Consider the following 18,456-nt stretch of genomic DNA (forward strand, 5'->3'; position numbering starts at 1 on the left):
CCACTCGACAGGGTGTTGATAGCGTCGGCCGCATGACCGAATTTGTCGATGTCGTGATCGTCGGGGCCGGGATCTCCGGCATCAGCGCGGCCTGGCACCTGCAGGACCGCTGCCCGAACAAGAGCTACGTGATCCTGGAACGTCGCGACGACCTGGGCGGCACCTGGGACCTGTTCAAATACCCCGGCATCCGGTCGGACTCCGACATGTTCACCCTCGGGTTCCGGTTCAAGCCGTGGAAGTCGGCCACCGCGATCGCCGACGGCGCCTCGATCAAGGCCTACATCGCCGAGGCGGCCGAGGAGAACGGCATCGACCGGCACATCCGTTACGGCACCACGGTGACCGCCGCGGACTGGTCCGACGCCGAGAACCGCTGGACCCTCACCTTCGAACGCGACGGCCAGGAAAGCCAGATCCACGCCGGCTTCGTCTTCGCGTGCAGTGGCTACTACAACTACGACGAGGGCTACCTGCCCAAGTTCGAGGGGTACGACGACTTCGCCGGCACCCTGGTGCACCCGCAACACTGGCCCGAGGACCTCGACTACGCCGACAAGAAGATCGTCATCATCGGCAGCGGCGCCACCGCGGTGACTCTGGTTCCGGCGCTGGCCAATTCGGGCGCGGGCCACGTCACGATGCTGCAGCGCTCACCGAGCTTCATCGGCTCGCTGCCCGCCGTGGACCCGGTCGCGCAGCGCTCCATCAAGTACCTGCCGCCCAAGCTGGCGCACTTCGTCAACCGGTGGAAGGCGATCACCTTCAGCACCGCGCAGTACCAGCTGTCGCGCCGGTTCCCGGATTTCATGCGCAAGACGCTGCTCACCATGGCGCAGCGCTACCTGCCCGAGGGCTATGACGTGCACAAGCACTTCAACCCCAGCTACAACCCGTGGGACGAGCGGTTGTGCCTGGCGCCCAACGGTGATCTGTTCAAGACCATCCGGCGCGGCAAGGCCGACGTCGTCACCGACACCATCGAGCGGTTCACCGAGACCGGCATCCAGCTGAGCTCCGGGCAGGAGCTGCCGGCCGATATCATCATCACCGCAACGGGTTTGAACATGCGGCTGTTCGGCGGGGCCACCGTGACCCGCAATGGCGAGCCCGTCGACATCGCCGAGCGGATGACCTACAAGGCGATGATGCTCTCCGACATCCCGAACATGGCGTTCACCATCGGCTACACCAACGCGTCCTGGACGCTGAAGGCAGATCTGGTGTCCGAGTACGTCTGTCGCCTGCTCAACTACATGGACGAGCACGGCTACGACACGGTCGAACCCAAGCATCCCGGCCCGGAGGTCGAGGTGCTGCCGTTCACCGACTTCTCACCGGGTTACTTCCAGCGCGCGCTGGATCAGCTGCCGAAGTCTGGCTCGAGCGGCCCGTGGAAGGCCAAGCAGAACTACTTCTTCGACATCCGTGCGATCCGGCGCGGTCGGGTGGACGACGACGCGCTGCACTTCACCAAACACCGCGCGGTGCAGGCGATCTCGAGCTAGTCGCGCTCGCCCAGGGTTGCCTTGTTGACGGGGCTACTCGGGCGATGGGTGCAACAAGTCGACTCTGGGCGAGCGGGCCGCCTAGACGATGACGATGCCGTCGTCGTCGCTGTGAACGATCTCGCCCGGGCGGAACGTCACGCCGCCGAAGCTCACCTCGACGTCGCGCTCGCCGGCGCCGGTCTTGGTGCTCTTGCGCGGATTGGTGCCCAGCGCCTTGATGCCGATGTCGAGGGTGCGCAGGATCGCGGAGTCGCGCACCGCGCCGTTGACGATCACGCCGGCCCAGCCGTTGGAGCGGCCCAGCTCGGCGATCAGGTCACCGACCAGCGCGGTGTGCACCGAGGCGTCCCCGTCGATGACCAGCACGCCGCCGTTGCCCGGCTCGGAGAGCACGGACTTCAGCAGCGCGTTGTCCTGAAAACACCGCACCGTGCTGATCGGCCCGGCGAACATCGACCGGCCGCCGAACTGACGGAGTTGGAGGTCGCAGCTGCGGACCTCGGGTCCGATCTCGTCGACCAGGTCTGCGGTGGCGCGCGGTTCAACAGTCACGGGTGCCGATCCTAGCGGCCGATCGCCGCGGCAATCAGGTCGTGTACGTACTGGGCCAGGCCCGGTTCGGCGTCGTCGTAGTACGCGGTGAAGCGCGCGTCCTGCACATACATCTGGGCCAGGCACAGGTGCATGTCGTCGTCGCAGTCGTAGAACCGCTCGATGCCGGCGCGGTGCCGACGGGCCAACTCGCAGGCCGCGGCCGAGCCCGGCGCGACGCCGGACCGCTTGGCCTGCGCGAGGTCGGCGAGCAGCTGCTCGGCCTCGTCGCGGACGGCGATCCAGTCCTGCTTGGTCAGTTGCGCGCTGCGCCGCTGGGACTGCCGCCACACGTCGGTGTCGCCCCAGCGCTGCCGGGCCTCGCGTTCGTACTCGCCGCCGACGACGGCGGTCCCGAAGACCTCGACCTGTTCCTCGGCGGTCAGCTGAATACCTTCGCGGTGTGCGTTCATGAGTTCCTCCACGGCTTTGATGGTGTGGCGCAGCTGATCGGCGCGGTCGTGCAGGACCGCCAGCTGCTTTTCGAGCAGGGCCAGGACGTCGGCCGCCGGGGCGTCGAGCAGGGCGCCGATCTGCTCGAGCGGCAGGCCGGTGGCGCGAAAGGCCAGCACCAGGTGCAGACGTTCGACGTCGGCGTCGGTGTAGCAGCGATAACCGGCCGGTGTCCGCACGCTGGGGACGACCAAGCCGATGTGGTCGTAGTGGTGCAGCGTGCGCACCGACACCCCGGTCAGGTCGGCGACCAGGCCGACGGTTCTGGCGTCCATACCGCCACTATCGACCCTGACGTGGCGTCAGGGTCAAGGAGTTTTCCTCAGTCCTCGTCGGAGTCGCGGCGCAGCCGGCGCACCCACAGGATGGCCAGCAGCGTCACGGCGAACGCGGCCAGGAACGGCATCGGCGAGCGGGAACCGCTGTCCAACTGTTCGGGCTCGGGGCGGGGCACCGCGTTGCCGGCCTGCTCGACGGCGGACTTCGCCTGTGCGGCAGCCTCTTTGGCGCCCTCGGGCACCGCGGACCCGTTGCTGGCCGCCAGCGGGGCCGGGGCCGGAGCGGGGGGCGCCGGTGCGGGCGGCGTGGCCGGCGGAGCCGGGGGAGTGGCCGGCGGGGGCGGCGGCGCGGCCTTCTTTGCGGGCGCCTTCTTGGCGGGCTCGCCCTTGGCGGGAGCCTTCTTCGCCGGGGCCTTCTTGGCAGGGGCGGCCTTCTTGGCCGGGGCTTTCTTCGCCGGTGCCTTCTTCGCGGCCTTCCTGGCCGGCGGCTCGGCTACCGGGTCCGCGGCGGGCTTGTCGGCGGACGGCTGCTCAGCGGCAGGCACGTCGGGTGCTTGGGACGTCGGTTCCGGGCGTTCGTCGGGCTGATCCCGCTCGTCGGCCATGTGGGCTGCTCCTTTGCAGTTCGTCGTCACCGATCACCGGCAGTGTCACCATCATGCCAGCCGGTTTGCTCGCCGATTCGGTCAGCCGGTCACGGTCAGGCCGGCCGCCAGCGTGAGCGCCACGGTGAGCAGCGCCAGTTCCACCACGGAGCGCCGCAGCGAATCCTGCGCACCGATCCGGTGGGACCGCGCCGCGCGCAGCCAACCGCCGCGATGCGCCCACGCCAGGATCAGTACTACCGCCGTCACGGCGACCTTGGCAAGCAGCACCCGGCCGTATCCGGTCTGGACCAGCTGCGCGGCGGAGTCCAGCGCCCCGAGGGCGGTCAGCGCCCCGGTGGCCACCAGCACCGCGACCGTGGGCAGCGCGTACCGCGAGAACGCCGGCAGCACGCGGGCCCACTGGCCGCGGGCCGACACCGTCAGCGCCAGGCCCGCCAGTGTGCCGAACCACAGCGCGGCGGCCAGCGAGTGCACCACCACCGACATCGAGGTCAGCACCCCGTCGGAGACGTGGCCGGTGACCGCGCGCGCGGCGATCCCGGCCGTGGCCAGGCCCGCGACGGTGACGGTCGTGGTCGGGGAACGCGGGGCCGCCAGCGCCAGCGCGCAGACCGCCGCGGCGGCGACGACGCTGAACACCGCCGCCCGCCCGGGCGCGGTGCTCCACGCGAAGTCCACCAGGGTGGGCAGCGAGAGCCGGGTCAGCGCCGTCGCGCTGATCTCGGCGGCCAGCAGCAGCACCCGCGTGAGTTCGGCGACCAGCCAGACCGCGGCGGCCACCGCCAGCGGCGCGGCGGCGCGGCCGGTCAACTCGTCGCGGTAGCGGGATTGGTCCAGGCGGGGGACCAGCGCCAGGCCCAGGCACACCGAGGCGGCGAGGTCGGCCACCGCACGCGCCCCCGTCATCGCCGGGGACAGCTGCCCGCCGCTGATGAGCCACGCCAACGCGGTGGCCGCGGCGATGACGGCTACGCCGAACCCGACCGCCACCCCGCGTGGCCGGATCCGGCTTTCGGTCACGTCCGGCGCCGGACGGCCCAGACGACGGCGGCCGCCACGACCAGGATCGCGGCCACCGCGAACGGCCAGACCGGCAGCGACGAGTCGGACGCCTCGGGCGCCTCGACCGGCTGCGGCGCCGGATCACCGGCGCCGGCGGCGGTCACCTCGAAGGACCACGCGCCGGTGACCACGTGGCCATCGGCGGAGGTGGCGCGGTAGTTGACGGTGTAGGTGCCGGCCGGCCCCAACGGGCGCACGCCGACGCTGATCACCGGGCCCTCGACGACGGGATCGCCGTCGGCCCACATGGTGCCGTCGGGGCCGACGACGGTCATGGCCGCGAACGTCGGCTGCATGTCCTCGTTGAAGGTCGCGCTGACCCGCTGCGGACCGGCGGGCAACGAGGTGCCGTCGGCGGGATCGGTGCCGATCAGGGTGGCGTGCGCGCCGGCGACGGCGGTGCCGGCGAACGTCAGCAGGGCCACCAGGACGGCCAACACACCCGCGCGGGCGGCGGCGCGGGATCGACGGAGTGCAACGGAGATCATGGCCACACTTTCTGCAGGTACTGCGGTATTTCGGTAGGGCGCGCCTACATCACGCCGAGGCGCGCCATCAGGTCGGCGTCGATGCCGTCGAGTTGGTCGGAGATCGCGGTGTGCGCCGCCCGGCGCTGGCCGGCGGGCATGTTCTCGGCGGCGGCCACGGCCGCGGCCAGGTCGGTGAGCCGGCCCGTCATGGCCTCGACGAACTTCGTGGTCTCGGGATCCTTGGGGGCCTTCTGGGCGACCGCGCTCAGGGTTCGCTCGGCCCCGGAGATCCGCGCCGACAGCTGGCCGCCCTGGCCGGAGAACTGGCCGAGCTGGCTCAGCGGCACCCCGAGCTTGTCGGCCTTGCGCTCGTCGAGGAAGCCGCGGGCCGCGGTGGCGGCGCGATAGACGATCGGGATGAGCACGGGCGCCAGCAAGCGGGCGACGGTCAGCACGCGGCGCACGCGGGCCGGCGACAGCAGCTTGCCTTCGCGGGCGGCTCGCAGTTGCGTCTCGGCGACCTTCAGGGCGGCGCGGTCGCTGTCGCGCTGGGCGCGCAGGGCGGCCTTGCTGGCCTTGTCCTTGGCGCGCTGCTCGGCCTTGAACCGGCGCACCTCGTTCTTGGCCTGCAGCTTGGCTTCCAGCTTGGCTTTTGCCTTGAGCGCCTTGGCCTCGGCCCGACGCGTCGCACGACTCTTGCGCTTCTTGAACAGCGCCATTCCGGCCGCCTTCCGTGGTCTTTGCGCACCTCTGCCGGGTCGCCGCGGGTGCGGCCGACGACCCAGCGCCAACCCTAGCGCCTGGCGCTATACGCGAAATCGCCACCTGCGGATATGCCACAATGGCGAAAGACATTCGAGGGGCGGAGACAATCCGCAGGACGACGGAACAGGGCAAAGTGGACGGGTCGCGGGTGCGGAGCGCGGCGATCAGCGGTGTGGTCGCCTGCGGTCTGCTGGTCGGCGGCGCGGGAACCGTCGGTCTGGCGGTCGCGACGGCGGCCCCCGGCGACGACCGCGGCAGCGACAGCAAACCTCGCGACCGAGCCGAACGCAGCCAGCGTGCCGCGGACCGCGACGGTACCGCGCGCTCGACCGAACGCGGTCCGCGCAAGTCGACGGGCAGCACGGGGCCCAAGAAGGACCGTTCCAAGACCGACCGCTCCCAGAAAGACCGTTCCGAGAACGACCGCTCCCAGAACGACCGCTCCCAGAACGACCGCGACACCAGCACGTCGCAGCGGGCCGACCGGACCGACAAGAGCCTCTCGGCGCGGTTCGACCGCGAACGTCGCAAGCTCGACCGGCGCGAGTCCGCCGACGAATCGGAATCTGCAGGCACCGTCCGCGACCGGCTCCGGGGCTGGCCCCGCAAGCACGACCGCACCGAGCGGGACGAGGCCACCGAGGCCGGCAATGAAGATGACCGCCCGGTCCGGGTGGCGGGGTGGCGCGCAAAGTTCAAGGACCGCAAGGAGTTCGGGCGCGGCCACGGCCGGTTCCACTGGGACCACGACTGGGACTGCGGCGGAACGGACCCCGAGGAACCGACCGACCCTGAGGAACCGACCGACCCGGAAGAGCCGACCGATCCCGAGGAGCCCGAGATCATCGCGGGCGGGATCGCCGGCGGCGGCGGAAGCACCCGAATTCCGTGGGGCACCAACAGCGAGACCGCGACGACCCTGAACGCGACGCCGGTCGAGCAGCCCGCGAAGACCCTCGACCTGGACGCGCTGGCTGCCGCCGTCGCGGCCGAAACCCCCGAGCCGCCAACGGTATCGGCGGCCACTGCGCCCGCGGCGGTGCTCGCCCCCGCCCCCGCTCCCGCACCCGTGGTGGTGGTTCCCGCCCCCGCCGCGGCGCCGCAGCCCGCCGCACCGCCGCCCGCACCGGCCGCACCGGCACCGGCCGCGCCGTCGTCGTCCGCGGAGTCGGTACAGGCGGCCGGCGAGGAGATCGGTCAAGTCGCCCCCGTCGTCCCCGTGGCCTTCCGCGCGGGCTATCCGGAGTACCTGCGCACCGCCGCCATCGCCGAGATCGCCCTGGTCGCCCTGGCCGGGGTGACCGGGTTGGCCGGGTTGACCGCGGCCGGGGGACTTCTGGGCTATCGGCAGGCCAAAGCCGGTCACGCCGTCCGCGCCGCGGGCACCGCACGATTCCTACAGTGATGGCTTCCCCGCGGGAAGCATGAAGGGAGAGGGGCATGGCGGCGAGTCGACGCGTGACGCGGGCTGTCGGGGACGTGCTCGATCTGGCGCCCCGACGCGGCGAGGTTTCGCTGCACCGCCTGGTCGAGGCCGTCAGTGCCGATCGCGGCCGCCCCATCGAGATCAAGATGGCCGACCTGCCCGAAGGGGTGTGCGGCCAGTGGCGGCAGTACACCGATCGCGACGAGTTCCTGATCCAGCAGGGCCTGCCGACCTGGGAACGGACCCTGGCCCACGAACTCGGGCACCTGGTGCTCGGCCATGAGGGCATCGCGGTGGCCGACATGGCCCGGATGTCCTCCGAGGTCGCCGGCGACGACCTGATCAGCTACATGCTCAACCAGCGCACGGGCTGCATGGGTCCCGGCGGCGAGGACATCGAACAGGAGGCCGAGGACTTCGCCGCGCTGCTCATCTACCGGTTGGGCCGGATGCCGTCGGACCGCTCGTCGATTGTGCAGGTCCGGCTCGGCGAGGCGTTTGGTTGACGGTTTGGGTGATTGCCGGGTTGCTCGGGATGGCGACCGGCGTCCGGATCGGGTGGGCCCTGGTCAACAAGCAGTCCCTGGTCAGCGCGGCGATGATCGTCGCGCTCGGCAGCCTGGCGTTGGTCGCGGCGCTGAACTGGGCGCCGCTGACGCTGCTGATCGACACCGCGCTGGGCTGGCCGAACCTGGCCGTGGGCCTGAGCCAGGTGGCGCTGATCGCGTGTGCGGCCGGCAGTTGCGTGATGATCACCAGCGTGGCCTCGCACCGCAGCGCGGTGACTATTCGTCGAATTGCGTTGCTGCAGTACGGTTTGGCCGCCGCCGTCGCGGTGCTGACGGTGGTGATGTTCTTCCGCGCCGGCCGGCAACCGGAGATGGCGCCCGCGGAGTATCTGGTCCAGAACCTGGGGTCCTCCGGGATGTCGCTGCCGTGGCTGGTGCCCCTGCTGTACGTGATGCTGGCGCTGACCCTGGTGGCCTGGGCCGGGGTGCGGCACTCGAACAGCACCCGGCGCGGGCGCGCGTTGTTCGTGTTCACGCTCGGCATCGCGTTGATCCTGCTGGCGAGTGCCTTCTTCCTGCTGCGCGCCGTCAGTGACACCCCGTTGATCGGGGTGGGCACCGCGGTGGTGCTGCTGGGCAGCGCCATGACCGTGGTGGGCGCGGGCTCGCTGTTGCCCACGGTCGAGGACTGGTTCGCCGGTCGACGGGAGTTGCAGCTCATCGAGCCGCTCAAGAGCGAACTCGAGCGCCGCCAGCCCGACATCGGCATCGGGGTGCGGCCGCGCGGACCGCTGGTGTTCCGGGTGGCCGAGGGGCTGTCCCGGATCTCGGATGCGCTGTTCCTGGAGGCGACGGCCGCGCAACGGCAGCGGCCGGTCGCGGCGGACGGCGACGAGTCGGTGGAGGACGAGTCGGTGGAGGACGAATACGCGCGACCCGACGTCGCACCCGTGAAGCAGGCGCGGGTGATCGCGGAATGGATCTACGCGGGCCGGTCCGGCGGCGCCGAGGCCGCGCAATTTCCGGGTCCGCAGTGGTTACGGCAGCCGGACAGCTACTCCGACCGCGAGTGGATCATCGAGATCGCACGGCAGTACCGCGACCTCGGTGGTTAGTCGAGCTGCTCCTTGCGGCGCAGTTCCTCGGCCTTCTGGACCAGATCCTGCTGGGCCTCGGCCGAGAGCCCCACGGTGCGCGCGGCGACGCGGCGGACACCCTCGTCGCGCATGTGGGCCAACCAGGTCAGTTCCTTGTCGAGCTTCTCGTAGTACTCGTCGTCGGTGAAGTAGGCGGGCTTGATCCGGAAAAAGTTAGCGAGAGCGGCCATGGTTGCCGCCGAGGGATTGGTGCGATTGCCCGAGCGAAGCTGCGACAGGTACGGGGCCGACATGGTGACGCCCTCGGATTTGAGGGCCCCGATCACCTCCGCAGAGGTGTGCGGACCCCGGCCCGGCGGATACACCGTGTCGAACAGCCGGTTCAATCGCGCAGCGAACGTTGTACTCATGCTTTCCTTGGACCTCCACATCCGCGCCGCACAATTCGCCAAGTCGGCGTATTTGCTGATCATCGTAGCGATAGATGCGCTCGTAACCAAGTGCAAACCATCAAAAAATTGACGGGGCGCGAAAGATAAGGTAGCAGTAGAGCGCTGGAGAATGCGCTTACCGCCGGAATTCGGGCTAGCCATAGTGTGCAGCAGGGGAAATGAAGCGGGGGCACCACGCGTTGTCGCGTGGTTTGTTCGCCAGTCTTAGCCGTCCGATGTGCAGGGGCCACGCCCGGCAACGACGGTCGATGCCGCGCGCCGGGTACAGAAATCTTTGCTGCCGCCTGGGCGTCCGGATCGCCGGCCGGGCTTTTCCAGCCGGGTTTTTCGGGGGCTCACCCCGGGTTTCAGGCGGTTTCCGGGGCGTTGTCCGGTTCGATTCGACCGTCCCGCCCCGCCGCGGTGCCCAGCGGCGCCCGCCGGCGTCGACGGATCGCCGTGACGATCCCCGCGATGCAGGCGGCCGCGGCGACGCCGCCGGTGATCACGATCCCCGCGGTGTGCCAGCCCAGCGCCGAGTAGAACAGCATCCACAGCCCGAACAGCAGGAACAGGACGCTGGCCATGACGTGCAGGAAGCGCTCCGGCAGCCGGCGGTGCAACAGCCGGCCGGCCAGGATCGCGACCCCGTCGGCGAGCACCATGCCGATGGTGGCGCCCAGCCACACCCCGGCCCAGTTGTTGTCGCTGGCGAGCGCCACCGTGGCCAACATCGTCTTGTCGCCGAGTTCGGCCAGGACGAACGACGAGATGACCGCGAACAGGATGAAGCGCGGTTCGGCGACGGTCTTGGTCTCCTCGTCGGAGTCGCCGCCCTCGCGCCACGTCCAGACCGCGAAGGCCAGGAACGCGATCGCCGCCGCGAACGCGATGGGGCGCTCCGGTAGCGCCATGCCCAGGAAATGGCCGATGGTGACCGAGATGCCGTGGACCAGGAACGCCGCGATGCCGACCCCGGTCAGCACCACCCACCACCGATGCCGCAGCGCGTAGGTCATGGTGATCAGCTGCGACTTGTCGCCGAGTTCGGCGACAAAGACGACGCCGAGGCTGATCATGGTGGCTGCGAGCATGTGACGACCTTTCGACGGGTGGTCGCGGATACGCGGGCATCAACGGCCATACGTCGAAGGTCTCGCCCACCGAAAGATGCTCATTCGGTTCGCCGGCCGGGCTTTCGCCAGTATGTCGACACGACGATTGGGGGCTACTCCCCTTCGCTGACTCCAACAGCATACGGAGGCACACGCGGTAAGGCGAATGTTCGGGTTGCCGTACTTGGGAATTCGGCGTCCGACGCGAATCCGTCAGGCGGCGAGCAGCATTGCCAGAATGGCGGTGTCGGGGTGGCTGATGGGGTCCACTCCCACTCGGCTGACCATCGAGGTCACCGTGCCGTCGGACTCGGCCTCCACCCACGCTGCGCGATGTTCGAGTCCCAAATGCGGTAGCCCGGGCAGTAATACGCAGCCAGAGGCCGCGCCGGCGCATTCCGGCAGCGACGGCACCGTTTCCGACGGCGGATGCAGCATGAGCAGCGCCGGCGGCAGATGGTCGGCGAAATATCCTGGGGCGATGGCGGATTCACCGACCACCGGGCCCTCGGCGAGGACCAGCCCGACAGTGTCCGGCGGCGGCTCCTCGGGGAGCTCCTCGCGTACACCGAAAACGGTTGTGGTGGACAGTAATCCGGGCAGTGAGGCCACTCGGACGGCGGCCATCAACAGCTGCGCCCATTCCTTGGTGGAGTCCGGCCAGCGGCCCGAGACCAGGAAGCCCTTCAGGGCGCCACGAGAGTGAAAGGGGGCGAGACCGATAGCTCGCCCGGACCCAGTCTCCATCTTTGCCTCCGCGCTTCCGGGCTGCTACTGCGACACGACTGCGGGTCGGGGTGTTCAGGATGCGGCACAACCCCGCTGGCACGCAAGAGGACACGAGTGCCAGGCGCCGAATCGTTGCGAAGTCGATAGCGCATCAACGCAATCGGGGCGCCGTGCTTGCGCACGACGCCCCGATTGCGAACTTCGGTGTTGTTGGGCTAGGCCGGCGGGTAAACGCCCATGCCCTTGGCCTTCTCGGTCTGCCAGAAGATGTCGGCGATCTCGTCGATGGTCTTGAGCAGCTTCTCGGCGACCGCGACGTCGGTGCTCTTCTTGACGTCACCGGCACCGTGCACGCCGTCCCAGAACAGCTGGTGCAGGTTCGGGAACTGCTCGAAGTGCTCCTTGGCGAAGAAGTCGGCCCACAGCACCATCAGGTGATGCTTGACCTCCTCGGCGCGCTGCTCCTTGATGAGGATGGCGCGCGTGCGGAAGTGCTCGTCGTCGGAGTCGTGGAACTTCTGCAGGGTCTTGAGGCACGACAGCGCCTCGATCTTGGCCTGCGCGGGGTCGTAGACGCCGCAGTACAGGTCGCAGTGGGCATGGGCGGGTGTGGCGTTGGTGAAAAGTCGATGCAGCATGTCTCTAACCTACCCTCAGGGCATGGTGCGAAACCATAGTGCGGGTCGTTGGCCGTTGCGCCGGTTCGTGGTTGTCGAGGACTCGATGCGGCCGACGCTGAGCCCCGGCGACGGCCTGCTGGGCTGGCGGGGCGGGCGTCCCCGGACCGGTCAGGTGCGGATCTTCCAGGACCCGACGCTGCCGTCGCGCTGGTTGGTCAAGCGGGTGGGCGCGGTGCGCGGCGCGGGCCGCGAGACGAGTTTCGAGGCCCGCTCGGACAATCCCACCGCCCCCGGGGTGGTCGATTCACGACAGTTCGGGTGGGTGGCCGCCTCGGACAGCTACCGGCTGATCTTCACGGCGCGGGCGAAAACGGGTTGACGCTTGACAAGACGCTTCAGAACAGGACGATCACGGCGAGGATGCCGAGCAGCACCAAGGCCACCACGCCCGCGCGCAGCAGCGCGAGCACGTAGGACTTGTTACACGTCGAGGAGTACCAGTGCGACGGCTGCGCGCCCGAGTGCGGACCCATCGGTTGCGTCGTCATCGCGCCGTACCATGCCGTGGAATCAAAGCTGCCCCCAGTGAGATCAATCACAGAAGTCCTGTTGTGACGGCGATCATAACGCCTCGGCCTGCGAGGGAGAAATCGGCCGATGGGGGCCCGGATTCGCTGCGCCGCGGGTCGGGTTGTTGATGGATGCGGCGTTTCGCCCACCCGGTTATCCACATTGACTGCAGTCAACTTTGCGATTGCCGAGGCGAGACGGCACGCGCGAATCGAGCGTCCTGTGGATAAGCCTGTGGAAACTGTGGATAGGCGCGTGTTCGCCGAACTCGCGAGGACCGGTGACCGCCGTGGGGCGGGCGTGACAGGATCGAACGATGGATGCGGTATCGCAGATTCAGGTGAGCGGACTGCCGACGGAGTTCGGCAGCGACGTCGTCCTCCTCGACGTGCGAGAGGACGACGAATGGCAGCGGGGACACGCCCCGGCGGCCGTGCACATCCCGATGGGCGATGTGCCGGCCCGGATCGCCGAGATCGACTCGACCAAGGAACTGTTCGTGATCTGCGCGGCCGGGGGTCGGTCGCTGCAGGTCGCGCAGTACCTGCAGGCCAACGGGTACCAGCCGGTGAACGTCGACGGCGGGATGATGGCGTGGCAGCAGTCCGGTCGGCCGGTGGTCACCGATTCGGGTGCTCCCGGCACAGTCTGAGCGGCGACGGTTGTCGGGCGACCCGGGGCGCGGCCGTGTCGGCGCTGGTTAGGCTGGTGCGGTGATCCAGGTCTGTTCCTCCTGCAGCACCCGGTGGAACGTCCGCGACAAGCAGCGGGCGTGGTGCCCGCGGTGCCAGGGCAGGCTGCTGCCGCCCGCGGCGTCCGAGACCGCGGCGCCCGGGGCCGGCTCCGGCTGGAGCCGACCCGCCCAACCCGGCGGCGCGGCCCCGAGCGGCGGTCAGTCGGCCAAGCTGCCACCCGGATTGCGCTGGATCGCGGTGCGCCCGGGCGCACCGCCCCCACCCCCGGCCCGCAAGCGCCCGCTGGGACCCACGCCGCGCTACGACTTCATCCCGCGCTGGAGCCTGCCGGATCCCGTCACGTTCGGCGTGGAGCCGTCGGCCCCGCCGATCACCGGGCCCACGCCCACTCAGGTCCGGCGCGTCCTGACCGCCACCACCGCGGTCCTCGCGGCCGCCGCGCTGATCTACCTGATCCGCTACGTCCTGCTGCTGGTGAACCGGACGGTGCTGATCAACTCGCTGATCGCCGCCGGCGCCACGCTGCTGGGCATCCTGGCCAGCGTCGCAGCGCTGGCCGCCGTCATCACCTGCTGGGTGGTGCTGACCCGCTGGCTGATCGCGCGCCGCACCCAACTGTTCGCGCACCTGGGCCGCACCGACCGGCCGAGCCGGGCACTGTGGGCCGGCTGCATGGTCCCGTTGGTCAACCTGTTCTGGGCGCCGGTGTTCGTCATCGAGACGGCGAGCCTCGAGGGGCTCTACCGGCGGTTGCGCAAGCCGATTCTGGTCTGGTGGTTGTTGTGGGTGCTGAGCGCGGTGGTGTCGGTGATCGCGTTCCTGACGCTGTTCACGTTCGGCTGGTTCAGCGTCGCCCTGAACACCTCGGGGCAGGGCGTCGCGGACAACACCGTCGCGATGATCTGCGCCTATCTGGCCGCGCTGGCCGCGGTGCTGGCGCTGGACCGGGTGTACCGCGGGTTCGAGGCCAAGCCGGTGGAACGAGCGGCGCACCGGTGGGTGGTGGTCGGCGGCGCCCCGGCGCCCGCCGCGCCGGGCAGCGATTTCGGCCGTCCGGTTGAGCCGACGGACCGGGAACCGGCAGCATAGGGCCATGGATCCGGCCGGCGAAGCGCCCGCAGCCCACCCCTTCGTGGTGGCGCACCGCGGCGCGTCGGCGGATCGGCCCGAGCACACGGTGGCGGCCTACGAGCTGGCCCTGCAGGAGGGGGCCGACGGGGTCGAGTGCGACGTTCGGCTGACCCGCGACGGCCACCTGGTGTGCATCCACGATCGTCGGGTGGACCGCACCTCGTCGGGCACCGGGCTGGTCAGCGAGATGAGCCTGAGCGAGCTGCGCCGGTTGGACTTCGGCGCCTGGCACGGCAGTTGGCGCGACGACGGCAGCCTGGGCGACACCGGCCTGCTGACCCTCGAGGAACTGGTGCGGCTGGTGCTCGATTTCAAGCGGCCGGTCAAGCTGTTCATCGAGACCAAGCACCCGGTGCGCTACGGCGGGCTGGTGGAGAGCAAGGTGCTGGCGCTGCTGCACCGGTTCGGGATCGCCTCGCCGGCCTCCGCGGACCTGTCGCGCGCGGTCGTCATGTCGTTCTCCGCGGCCGCGGTGTGGCGGATCCGGCGGGCCGCGCCGATGCTGCCCACCGTGCTCCTCGGCGAGACGTCGCGCTACCTCGGCGGCGGCGCGGCCACGACGGTCGGCGCGACCGCGGTGGGCCCGTCGATCGGCACGCTGCGCGAGCATCCGGAACTCGTCGACCGCGCGGCCGCCCAGGGGCGCGCGCTGTACTGCTGGACCGTCGACCACTACGAGGACGTGCGGTTCTGCGCGGACCAGGGGGTGGCGTGGCTGGCGACCAACCACCCCGGCCGCACCAAGGACTGGCTGCAGAACGGGCTGACCGGCGCCGGCCGGGACTGACTAGAGCGCGGTCTCGTCCCAGGGTTCGCCGCTGTCTGCGCGGCTCCTCGAGCGTGGCCCGTCATCGTCAGTTGACGGTCATCCACAGCCTGGGCCGGCGCCCCGGGCCACGCGCCAGCCGCCGTGTGGATAGCCGTCACCCGACGTTGACGCCATTTGAACGAGGGGCCGCCCGGAAACGGCCCGCCGACCTTCCTCAGGGACTTCCTTTGCAGCGATGTCCCTTAGAGGGTGCCGCCCGCGGCGGGCGGGGCCGTGCGGTCGGCCTTACCCGCCCCGAGTTCGCGGGCGACGTAGTCCTCGAGGTGGAACAGGTTGTCGCCGGCGCGCTCGGCGATGCGCAGCAGGGTGGTCATCGTCGCGACCTCCTCGACCTGCTCCTTGAGGAACCAGCCCATGAACTGCTCGCCCAGATAGTCGTGCTCGTCGCGGGCCGCGGCGGCCAGCGCGACGATGTTCTCCGTGACCGCGCGCTCCAGATCGAGGGCCAGGGCCACCGCCTCGCGCGCGGAGTCGAAGCCGTTGCGGACCGGGTCCACGCCGGGGATCTCAACCTCGGCCCCGCGGTCCAGCAGGTAGCGGACGAACATCATCGCGTGGTTGCGCTCCTCGACCGCCTGGCGGTAGAAGAACCCGGCCAGCTGCGGCAGGTCGGCCCCGTCGAAGTGCACCGCGATCGCGGTGTATTGCTGGGCGGCGGTGAACTCGTCGCGGATCTGGTCGCGCAGGAGGCCGTGGAACTTGGTGTCGAGGACGTCGTCGCGAATCATGATCACCAAAGTACTGCCTGGTCAGGGACCTTGTCATGCAAGGTAACGCTTACTTCGGGCAGCATGACCTAAGTTAGGTTTGCCATAGCCGGGCGCAGATCGCGCCGCCGATTCGAGTTAGCTGGATCGCTCCGCGCGCAGCGTGACGGCACCGCCGGCGGGGGTGGGTGCGGTCGGATCGTCGGCCGGGGTCGAGCTCAGTTCCCGATCGACGAAGTTCTCCAGGTGGAACAGGTTGTCGCCGGCGCGGTCGACGACGGTCAGCAGCGTCGTCATCGCGGCGACCTCCTCGACCTGTTCCTTGAGGAACCAGCCCATGAACTGCTCGCCCAGATAGTCGCCGCTGTCGCGGGCGGCGCGGGCCAGCCGGGTGACCTGCTCGGTGACCTCGCGCTCCTGGTTGAGCGCCAACTCCACCGGCTCGCGGACCGAGGCGAACTCCGTGGTGACCGCCGGCACGGGTGGGATCCGCACGGGCACGCCCTGGTCAAGCAGATAGCGCACGATCATCATCGCGTGGTTGCGTTCCTCGATCGCCTGCCGGTAGAAGCGCTTGGCCAGCTGCGGCAGGTCCTCGCCGTCGAAGTACACCGCCACCGCGGTGTATTGCTGGGCGGCGGTGAACTCGTTGCCGACCTGCTCGGCCAGCAGGTCATGGAAGGTGTCCGGGGAGCTCGTCACGGCGTCAGCCTAATGAGCCCGCGCCGCTCACGGCTGCGCATCCAGCACCGACTGCGGGACCGGGGCGTCGGCGGCCAGCGCTGCGAACAACGCGCCGGCCGTCTCGTCGTCCCAGCTGACCACCGCGCCGGAACTGGTGGAGCTGTAGGAACCGATCGGCACCGTCACCGTGACCGGGGACCCGCGCAGCGCCCAGCCCAACCGGGCCAGGTCCCAGACGTGGTCGTCGGTGTTGACGGTGATCGCGTCGGCCGCCGCGCGCGGCACCGCGTACCAGCGCCACGGGTTCAACCACACGGCCGGGCTGGCGGCGCGGTGCAGCAGCGCGGACATGAACTGACGCTGGTTGACCATGCGGTCCAGGTCCGCGCGCGGGGTGGCGCGGCTGCGCACGAAGCCCAGGGCGGTGCGGCCGTCGAGCAGCTGGCAGCCGGCGGGCAGTTCGATGCCGGCCAGCGGATCGCTGATCGGCTCGGCCGGGCAGACCTCGACCCCGCCGAGCGCGTCGACCAGCACCGCGAAGCCGCCGAAGCCGATCTCGGCGTAGTGGTCGATGCGCAGGCCGGTGGCCTGTTCGACGGTCTGGGTCAGCAGCTGCGGTCCGCCCAGGGTGTAGGCCGCGTTGATCTTGTCGCTGCCGTAGCCGGGGACCGGCACGTAGGAGTCCCGCGGGATCGACACCAGGGTGGTCGGCGTGCTCGAGCCCAACCCGGGCAGGTGCACCAGCAGGATGGTGTCGGTGCGGCCGGTGCCCAGGTCGCCACCGGTGGACAGGTCCGCCTGCTGTTCCGGCGACAGGTCGCTGCGGCCGTCGGACCCGACCAGCAACCAGGTGGTGCCGCGGCCGGCGGCGGGCCGGTCCGGATAGCTGATCAGGGCGTCGATGCGGTGCAGGGAACGGTCGAACCAGACGCCGATGCCCACCACGCCGCCGCCGGCGAGCAGCAGTAGGACCAGCAGGATGCGGCCCCAGGGGCGGCGCTTGCGGGGTTTGCGCGGGGTCGGCGCCGGCGGGGGCGGGGTGGCCGGCTTGGCGGACTTGCGGCTGCGGGGCAGCGGCGCGGCCGGACGCGGCGTCGGGTTGGACCGCGCGGGCGGCGGGGGTGGCGGTCGCCGACGCGGGGGTGGGGGCGCCGGCCGGGGTGGGGGCGGCGGCTGCCAGGCCGGCGGGGGCCCGGGCCGGGTCGGGGGCGGTTGCGGTGGCGTCTGCGCGGGGAAGCCGCGGGGCGGGGGCGGGCGGTGGTGCGGGTCGCGGCGGATCACCTGCGACGGTTCGCCGTGCGGCGGTGGACGACGGGCCGGGCCGGCGGGCCGCTGCGGCTGCCCGCGGCGGGGGCGGTCGTCGTTCACCAGCTCAATTTACGTCGCGGCAGGCGGATCTATGCCCAGCCAGCCCAGGTGCGGCGCCAGCAACGCGTACCCGACGAAGGCCACGGCGTCGATCACGCCGTGCGCGATGATCAGCGGCCACAGCCGTCCGGTGCGCTGCCACACGTAGCCGAAGATCAGACCCATCGCCAGGTTGCCGAGCCCCGCCCCGAAGCCCTGATACAGGTGGTAGAGCCCGCGCAGCACGCTCGAGGCGATCAGCGCGGTCACCGGATTGACCCGGAACTGGCGCAGCCGGGTGAGCAGGTAGCCCACCACCACGACCTCCTCGGCCCAGCCGTTGGCGAAGGACACCAGCAGCAGCACGGGGGTCCGCCACCAGGTGTCGCCGAGCTCGGTCGGCACCACCGCCGCGCTGAGCCCCAGCGCCCGCGACGCCACGTAGAGCGCCAGCCCGGGAATCCCGATCAGCGCGGCCAGCCCGAGCCCGCCGAGCAGATCGGGCCGGAATCGCAGGCGGCCCAGGCCGATTCGTTCGGCGGTATAGCCGCTGCGCCACAGCAGGTAGACGGCCAGCGCGCCCCAGGCGCACAGCTGGGTGATGTAGGCCAGGTTCAGGCCCAGGTCGATGAGGTCGAAGTAGGACCGCCTGGGGTTGAGCGCCACCGTCTGGCCGGCCAGGCCGCGCAGCACGAAGTCGATCAGCTGCAGCGTGGCGGTGACGGCGCTGAGCCCGAACGTGACCGCCAGGACGACGAACACCTCGATGCGCAGTGCGCGCCGGTCGTGGGCGCTCAGGGCGTCGGGTGCGCTCACCCCGACACGGTA

Annotated in this window: 23 protein-coding genes; 8 read left to right on the plus strand and 15 right to left on the minus strand. The window is 70.4% G+C overall.

The window, feature by feature from the left end; translation table 11 throughout:
- The first annotated feature begins 32 nt into the window (after positions 1–32).
- Complete coding sequence (locus EL338_RS00450; RefSeq protein WP_126331953.1) at positions 33–1,508, plus strand: flavin-containing monooxygenase; 1,476 nt, start codon at positions 33–35, stop codon at positions 1,506–1,508.
- A gap of 81 nt (positions 1,509–1,589) precedes the next feature.
- On the opposite strand, the gene rraA is transcribed toward EL338_RS00450, so the two are convergent.
- The 6 genes from rraA to EL338_RS00480 form a co-directional block, all read right to left on the minus strand.
- On the minus strand, positions 1,590–2,063 hold the full coding sequence (rraA, locus tag EL338_RS00455) for a ribonuclease E activity regulator RraA (RefSeq protein ID WP_126331954.1): 474 nt from the start codon (positions 2,061–2,063) through the stop codon (positions 1,590–1,592).
- Positions 2,064–2,074: 11 nt separating this feature from the next.
- Entirely contained in the window at positions 2,075–2,830 is a 756-nt protein-coding gene (locus EL338_RS00460) for a MerR family transcriptional regulator (protein ID WP_126331955.1), read from the minus strand.
- Between the two features lie 47 nt (positions 2,831–2,877).
- Positions 2,878–3,438: a hypothetical protein gene (locus EL338_RS26070; RefSeq protein ID WP_163791954.1), complete on the minus strand. Its 561-nt coding sequence runs from the start codon at positions 3,436–3,438 to the stop codon at positions 2,878–2,880.
- 81 nt (positions 3,439–3,519) lie between these two features.
- Entirely contained in the window at positions 3,520–4,461 is a 942-nt protein-coding gene (locus EL338_RS00470; RefSeq protein ID WP_235666321.1) for a CopD family protein, read from the minus strand.
- Positions 4,458–4,991 (minus strand): copper resistance CopC family protein, encoded by a 534-nt coding sequence (locus tag EL338_RS00475; RefSeq protein WP_126331956.1) that lies wholly within the window; start codon positions 4,989–4,991, stop codon positions 4,458–4,460. The genes EL338_RS00470 and EL338_RS00475 overlap by 4 nt, the downstream gene beginning before the upstream one ends.
- A gap of 44 nt (positions 4,992–5,035) precedes the next feature.
- Entirely contained in the window at positions 5,036–5,692 is a 657-nt protein-coding gene (locus tag EL338_RS00480) for a DUF6474 family protein (RefSeq protein WP_126331957.1), read from the minus strand.
- Between the two features lie 194 nt (positions 5,693–5,886).
- Here EL338_RS00480 and EL338_RS26355 point away from each other — a divergent pair, with 194 nt between their 5' ends.
- Genes EL338_RS26355 through EL338_RS00495 form a run of 3 tightly spaced genes read left to right on the plus strand, consistent with a single transcriptional unit; the run spans position 5,887 to position 8,788 of the window.
- Complete coding sequence (locus EL338_RS26355) at positions 5,887–7,143, plus strand: hypothetical protein (protein ID WP_235666322.1); 1,257 nt, start codon at positions 5,887–5,889, stop codon at positions 7,141–7,143.
- A 35-nt stretch (positions 7,144–7,178) separates the two neighbouring features.
- Positions 7,179–7,670 (plus strand): ImmA/IrrE family metallo-endopeptidase, encoded by a 492-nt coding sequence (locus EL338_RS00490; protein WP_126331958.1) that lies wholly within the window; start codon positions 7,179–7,181, stop codon positions 7,668–7,670.
- Positions 7,667–8,788, plus strand: coding sequence for a hypothetical protein (locus EL338_RS00495; RefSeq protein WP_126331959.1), 1,122 nt, complete (start codon positions 7,667–7,669; stop codon positions 8,786–8,788). Before EL338_RS00490 ends, EL338_RS00495 begins: the two co-directional genes overlap by 4 nt.
- On the opposite strand, the gene EL338_RS00500 is transcribed toward EL338_RS00495, so the two are convergent.
- The 4 genes from EL338_RS00500 to sodN form a co-directional block, all read right to left on the minus strand.
- On the minus strand, positions 8,785–9,180 hold the full coding sequence (locus EL338_RS00500) for a helix-turn-helix transcriptional regulator (RefSeq protein WP_126331960.1): 396 nt from the start codon (positions 9,178–9,180) through the stop codon (positions 8,785–8,787). The two genes, EL338_RS00495 and EL338_RS00500, sit on opposite strands and share 4 nt — an antisense overlap.
- 389 nt (positions 9,181–9,569) lie before the next feature.
- On the minus strand, positions 9,570–10,295 hold the full coding sequence (locus EL338_RS00505; protein WP_126331961.1) for a TMEM165/GDT1 family protein: 726 nt from the start codon (positions 10,293–10,295) through the stop codon (positions 9,570–9,572).
- Between the two features lie 234 nt (positions 10,296–10,529).
- Positions 10,530–11,063 (minus strand): peptidase, encoded by a 534-nt coding sequence (locus tag EL338_RS00510; RefSeq protein WP_126331962.1) that lies wholly within the window; start codon positions 11,061–11,063, stop codon positions 10,530–10,532.
- 197 nt (positions 11,064–11,260) lie between these two features.
- Positions 11,261–11,683 carry a superoxide dismutase, Ni gene (gene sodN / locus EL338_RS00515; protein ID WP_126331963.1) on the minus strand — a complete coding sequence of 141 codons (423 nt, stop codon included), beginning with the start codon at positions 11,681–11,683 and terminating at the stop codon, positions 11,261–11,263.
- Between the two features lie 85 nt (positions 11,684–11,768).
- Between sodN and EL338_RS00520 the strand changes: the two genes are divergently transcribed.
- Complete coding sequence (locus tag EL338_RS00520; protein WP_179967237.1) at positions 11,769–12,044, plus strand: S26 family signal peptidase; 276 nt, start codon at positions 11,769–11,771, stop codon at positions 12,042–12,044.
- A 16-nt stretch (positions 12,045–12,060) separates the two neighbouring features.
- Here the strand turns inward: EL338_RS00520 and EL338_RS26075 are convergent, their stop codons facing one another.
- Complete coding sequence (locus EL338_RS26075; protein ID WP_170217411.1) at positions 12,061–12,213, minus strand: hypothetical protein; 153 nt, start codon at positions 12,211–12,213, stop codon at positions 12,061–12,063.
- A 338-nt stretch (positions 12,214–12,551) separates the two neighbouring features.
- On the opposite strand from EL338_RS26075, the gene EL338_RS00525 reads away from it, so the two are divergent.
- From EL338_RS00525 to EL338_RS00535, 3 genes are all read left to right on the plus strand, one after another.
- A complete protein-coding gene (locus tag EL338_RS00525) occupies positions 12,552–12,887 on the plus strand; it encodes a rhodanese-like domain-containing protein (protein ID WP_126331964.1) in 336 nt (111 codons plus the stop codon).
- A 61-nt stretch (positions 12,888–12,948) separates the two neighbouring features.
- The gene (locus EL338_RS00530; RefSeq protein ID WP_126331965.1) at positions 12,949–14,019 is read left to right on the plus strand and encodes a DUF4328 domain-containing protein; all 1,071 of its coding nucleotides are present in this window, start codon (positions 12,949–12,951) and stop codon (positions 14,017–14,019) included.
- Between the two features lie 4 nt (positions 14,020–14,023).
- Entirely contained in the window at positions 14,024–14,848 is an 825-nt protein-coding gene (locus EL338_RS00535) for a glycerophosphodiester phosphodiesterase (RefSeq protein WP_126331966.1), read from the plus strand.
- 224 nt (positions 14,849–15,072) lie between these two features.
- Here EL338_RS00535 and EL338_RS00540 read toward each other — a convergent pair whose 3' ends face one another.
- From EL338_RS00540 to EL338_RS00555, 4 genes are all read right to left on the minus strand, one after another.
- Positions 15,073–15,618 carry a ferritin gene (locus EL338_RS00540; protein WP_126331967.1) on the minus strand — a complete coding sequence of 182 codons (546 nt, stop codon included), beginning with the start codon at positions 15,616–15,618 and terminating at the stop codon, positions 15,073–15,075.
- Between the two features lie 117 nt (positions 15,619–15,735).
- Positions 15,736–16,299 (minus strand): ferritin, encoded by a 564-nt coding sequence (locus tag EL338_RS00545; RefSeq protein ID WP_126331968.1) that lies wholly within the window; start codon positions 16,297–16,299, stop codon positions 15,736–15,738.
- 27 nt (positions 16,300–16,326) lie between these two features.
- Positions 16,327–17,649, minus strand: coding sequence for an LCP family protein (locus tag EL338_RS00550; RefSeq protein ID WP_126331969.1), 1,323 nt, complete (start codon positions 17,647–17,649; stop codon positions 16,327–16,329).
- A 9-nt stretch (positions 17,650–17,658) separates the two neighbouring features.
- Entirely contained in the window at positions 17,659–18,444 is a 786-nt protein-coding gene (locus EL338_RS00555) for a CPBP family intramembrane glutamic endopeptidase (protein ID WP_126331970.1), read from the minus strand.
- Positions 18,445–18,456 lie beyond the last annotated feature (12 nt).

The organism is Mycolicibacterium chitae, from assembly GCF_900637205.1.
Classification (GTDB): domain Bacteria; phylum Actinomycetota; class Actinomycetes; order Mycobacteriales; family Mycobacteriaceae; genus Mycobacterium; species Mycobacterium chitae.

What these genes read in the sequence shown, in the direction of transcription:
- EL338_RS00450 (WP_126331953.1), top strand. Translation starts at nt 33, where the DNA reads ATGACCGAATTTGTCGATGTCGTGATCGTCGGGGCCGGGATCTCCGGC.
- EL338_RS00460 (WP_126331955.1), bottom strand. Translation starts at nt 2,830, where the DNA reads ATGGACGCCAGAACCGTCGGCCTGGTCGCCGACCTGACCGGGGTGTCG.
- EL338_RS26070 (WP_163791954.1), bottom strand. Translation starts at nt 3,438, where the DNA reads ATGGCCGACGAGCGGGATCAGCCCGACGAACGCCCGGAACCGACGTCC.
- EL338_RS00475 (WP_126331956.1), bottom strand. Translation starts at nt 4,991, where the DNA reads ATGATCTCCGTTGCACTCCGTCGATCCCGCGCCGCCGCCCGCGCGGGT.
- EL338_RS00480 (WP_126331957.1), bottom strand. Translation starts at nt 5,692, where the DNA reads ATGGCGCTGTTCAAGAAGCGCAAGAGTCGTGCGACGCGTCGGGCCGAG.
- EL338_RS00490 (WP_126331958.1), top strand. Translation starts at nt 7,179, where the DNA reads ATGGCGGCGAGTCGACGCGTGACGCGGGCTGTCGGGGACGTGCTCGAT.
- EL338_RS00500 (WP_126331960.1), bottom strand. Translation starts at nt 9,180, where the DNA reads ATGAGTACAACGTTCGCTGCGCGATTGAACCGGCTGTTCGACACGGTG.
- EL338_RS00505 (WP_126331961.1), bottom strand. Translation starts at nt 10,295, where the DNA reads ATGCTCGCAGCCACCATGATCAGCCTCGGCGTCGTCTTTGTCGCCGAA.
- EL338_RS00510 (WP_126331962.1), bottom strand. Translation starts at nt 11,063, where the DNA reads ATGGAGACTGGGTCCGGGCGAGCTATCGGTCTCGCCCCCTTTCACTCT.
- sodN (WP_126331963.1), bottom strand. Translation starts at nt 11,683, where the DNA reads ATGCTGCATCGACTTTTCACCAACGCCACACCCGCCCATGCCCACTGC.
- EL338_RS00520 (WP_179967237.1), top strand. Translation starts at nt 11,769, where the DNA reads ATGCGGCCGACGCTGAGCCCCGGCGACGGCCTGCTGGGCTGGCGGGGC.
- EL338_RS26075 (WP_170217411.1), bottom strand. Translation starts at nt 12,213, where the DNA reads ATGACGACGCAACCGATGGGTCCGCACTCGGGCGCGCAGCCGTCGCAC.
- EL338_RS00525 (WP_126331964.1), top strand. Translation starts at nt 12,552, where the DNA reads ATGGATGCGGTATCGCAGATTCAGGTGAGCGGACTGCCGACGGAGTTC.
- EL338_RS00535 (WP_126331966.1), top strand. Translation starts at nt 14,024, where the DNA reads ATGGATCCGGCCGGCGAAGCGCCCGCAGCCCACCCCTTCGTGGTGGCG.
- EL338_RS00540 (WP_126331967.1), bottom strand. Translation starts at nt 15,618, where the DNA reads ATGATTCGCGACGACGTCCTCGACACCAAGTTCCACGGCCTCCTGCGC.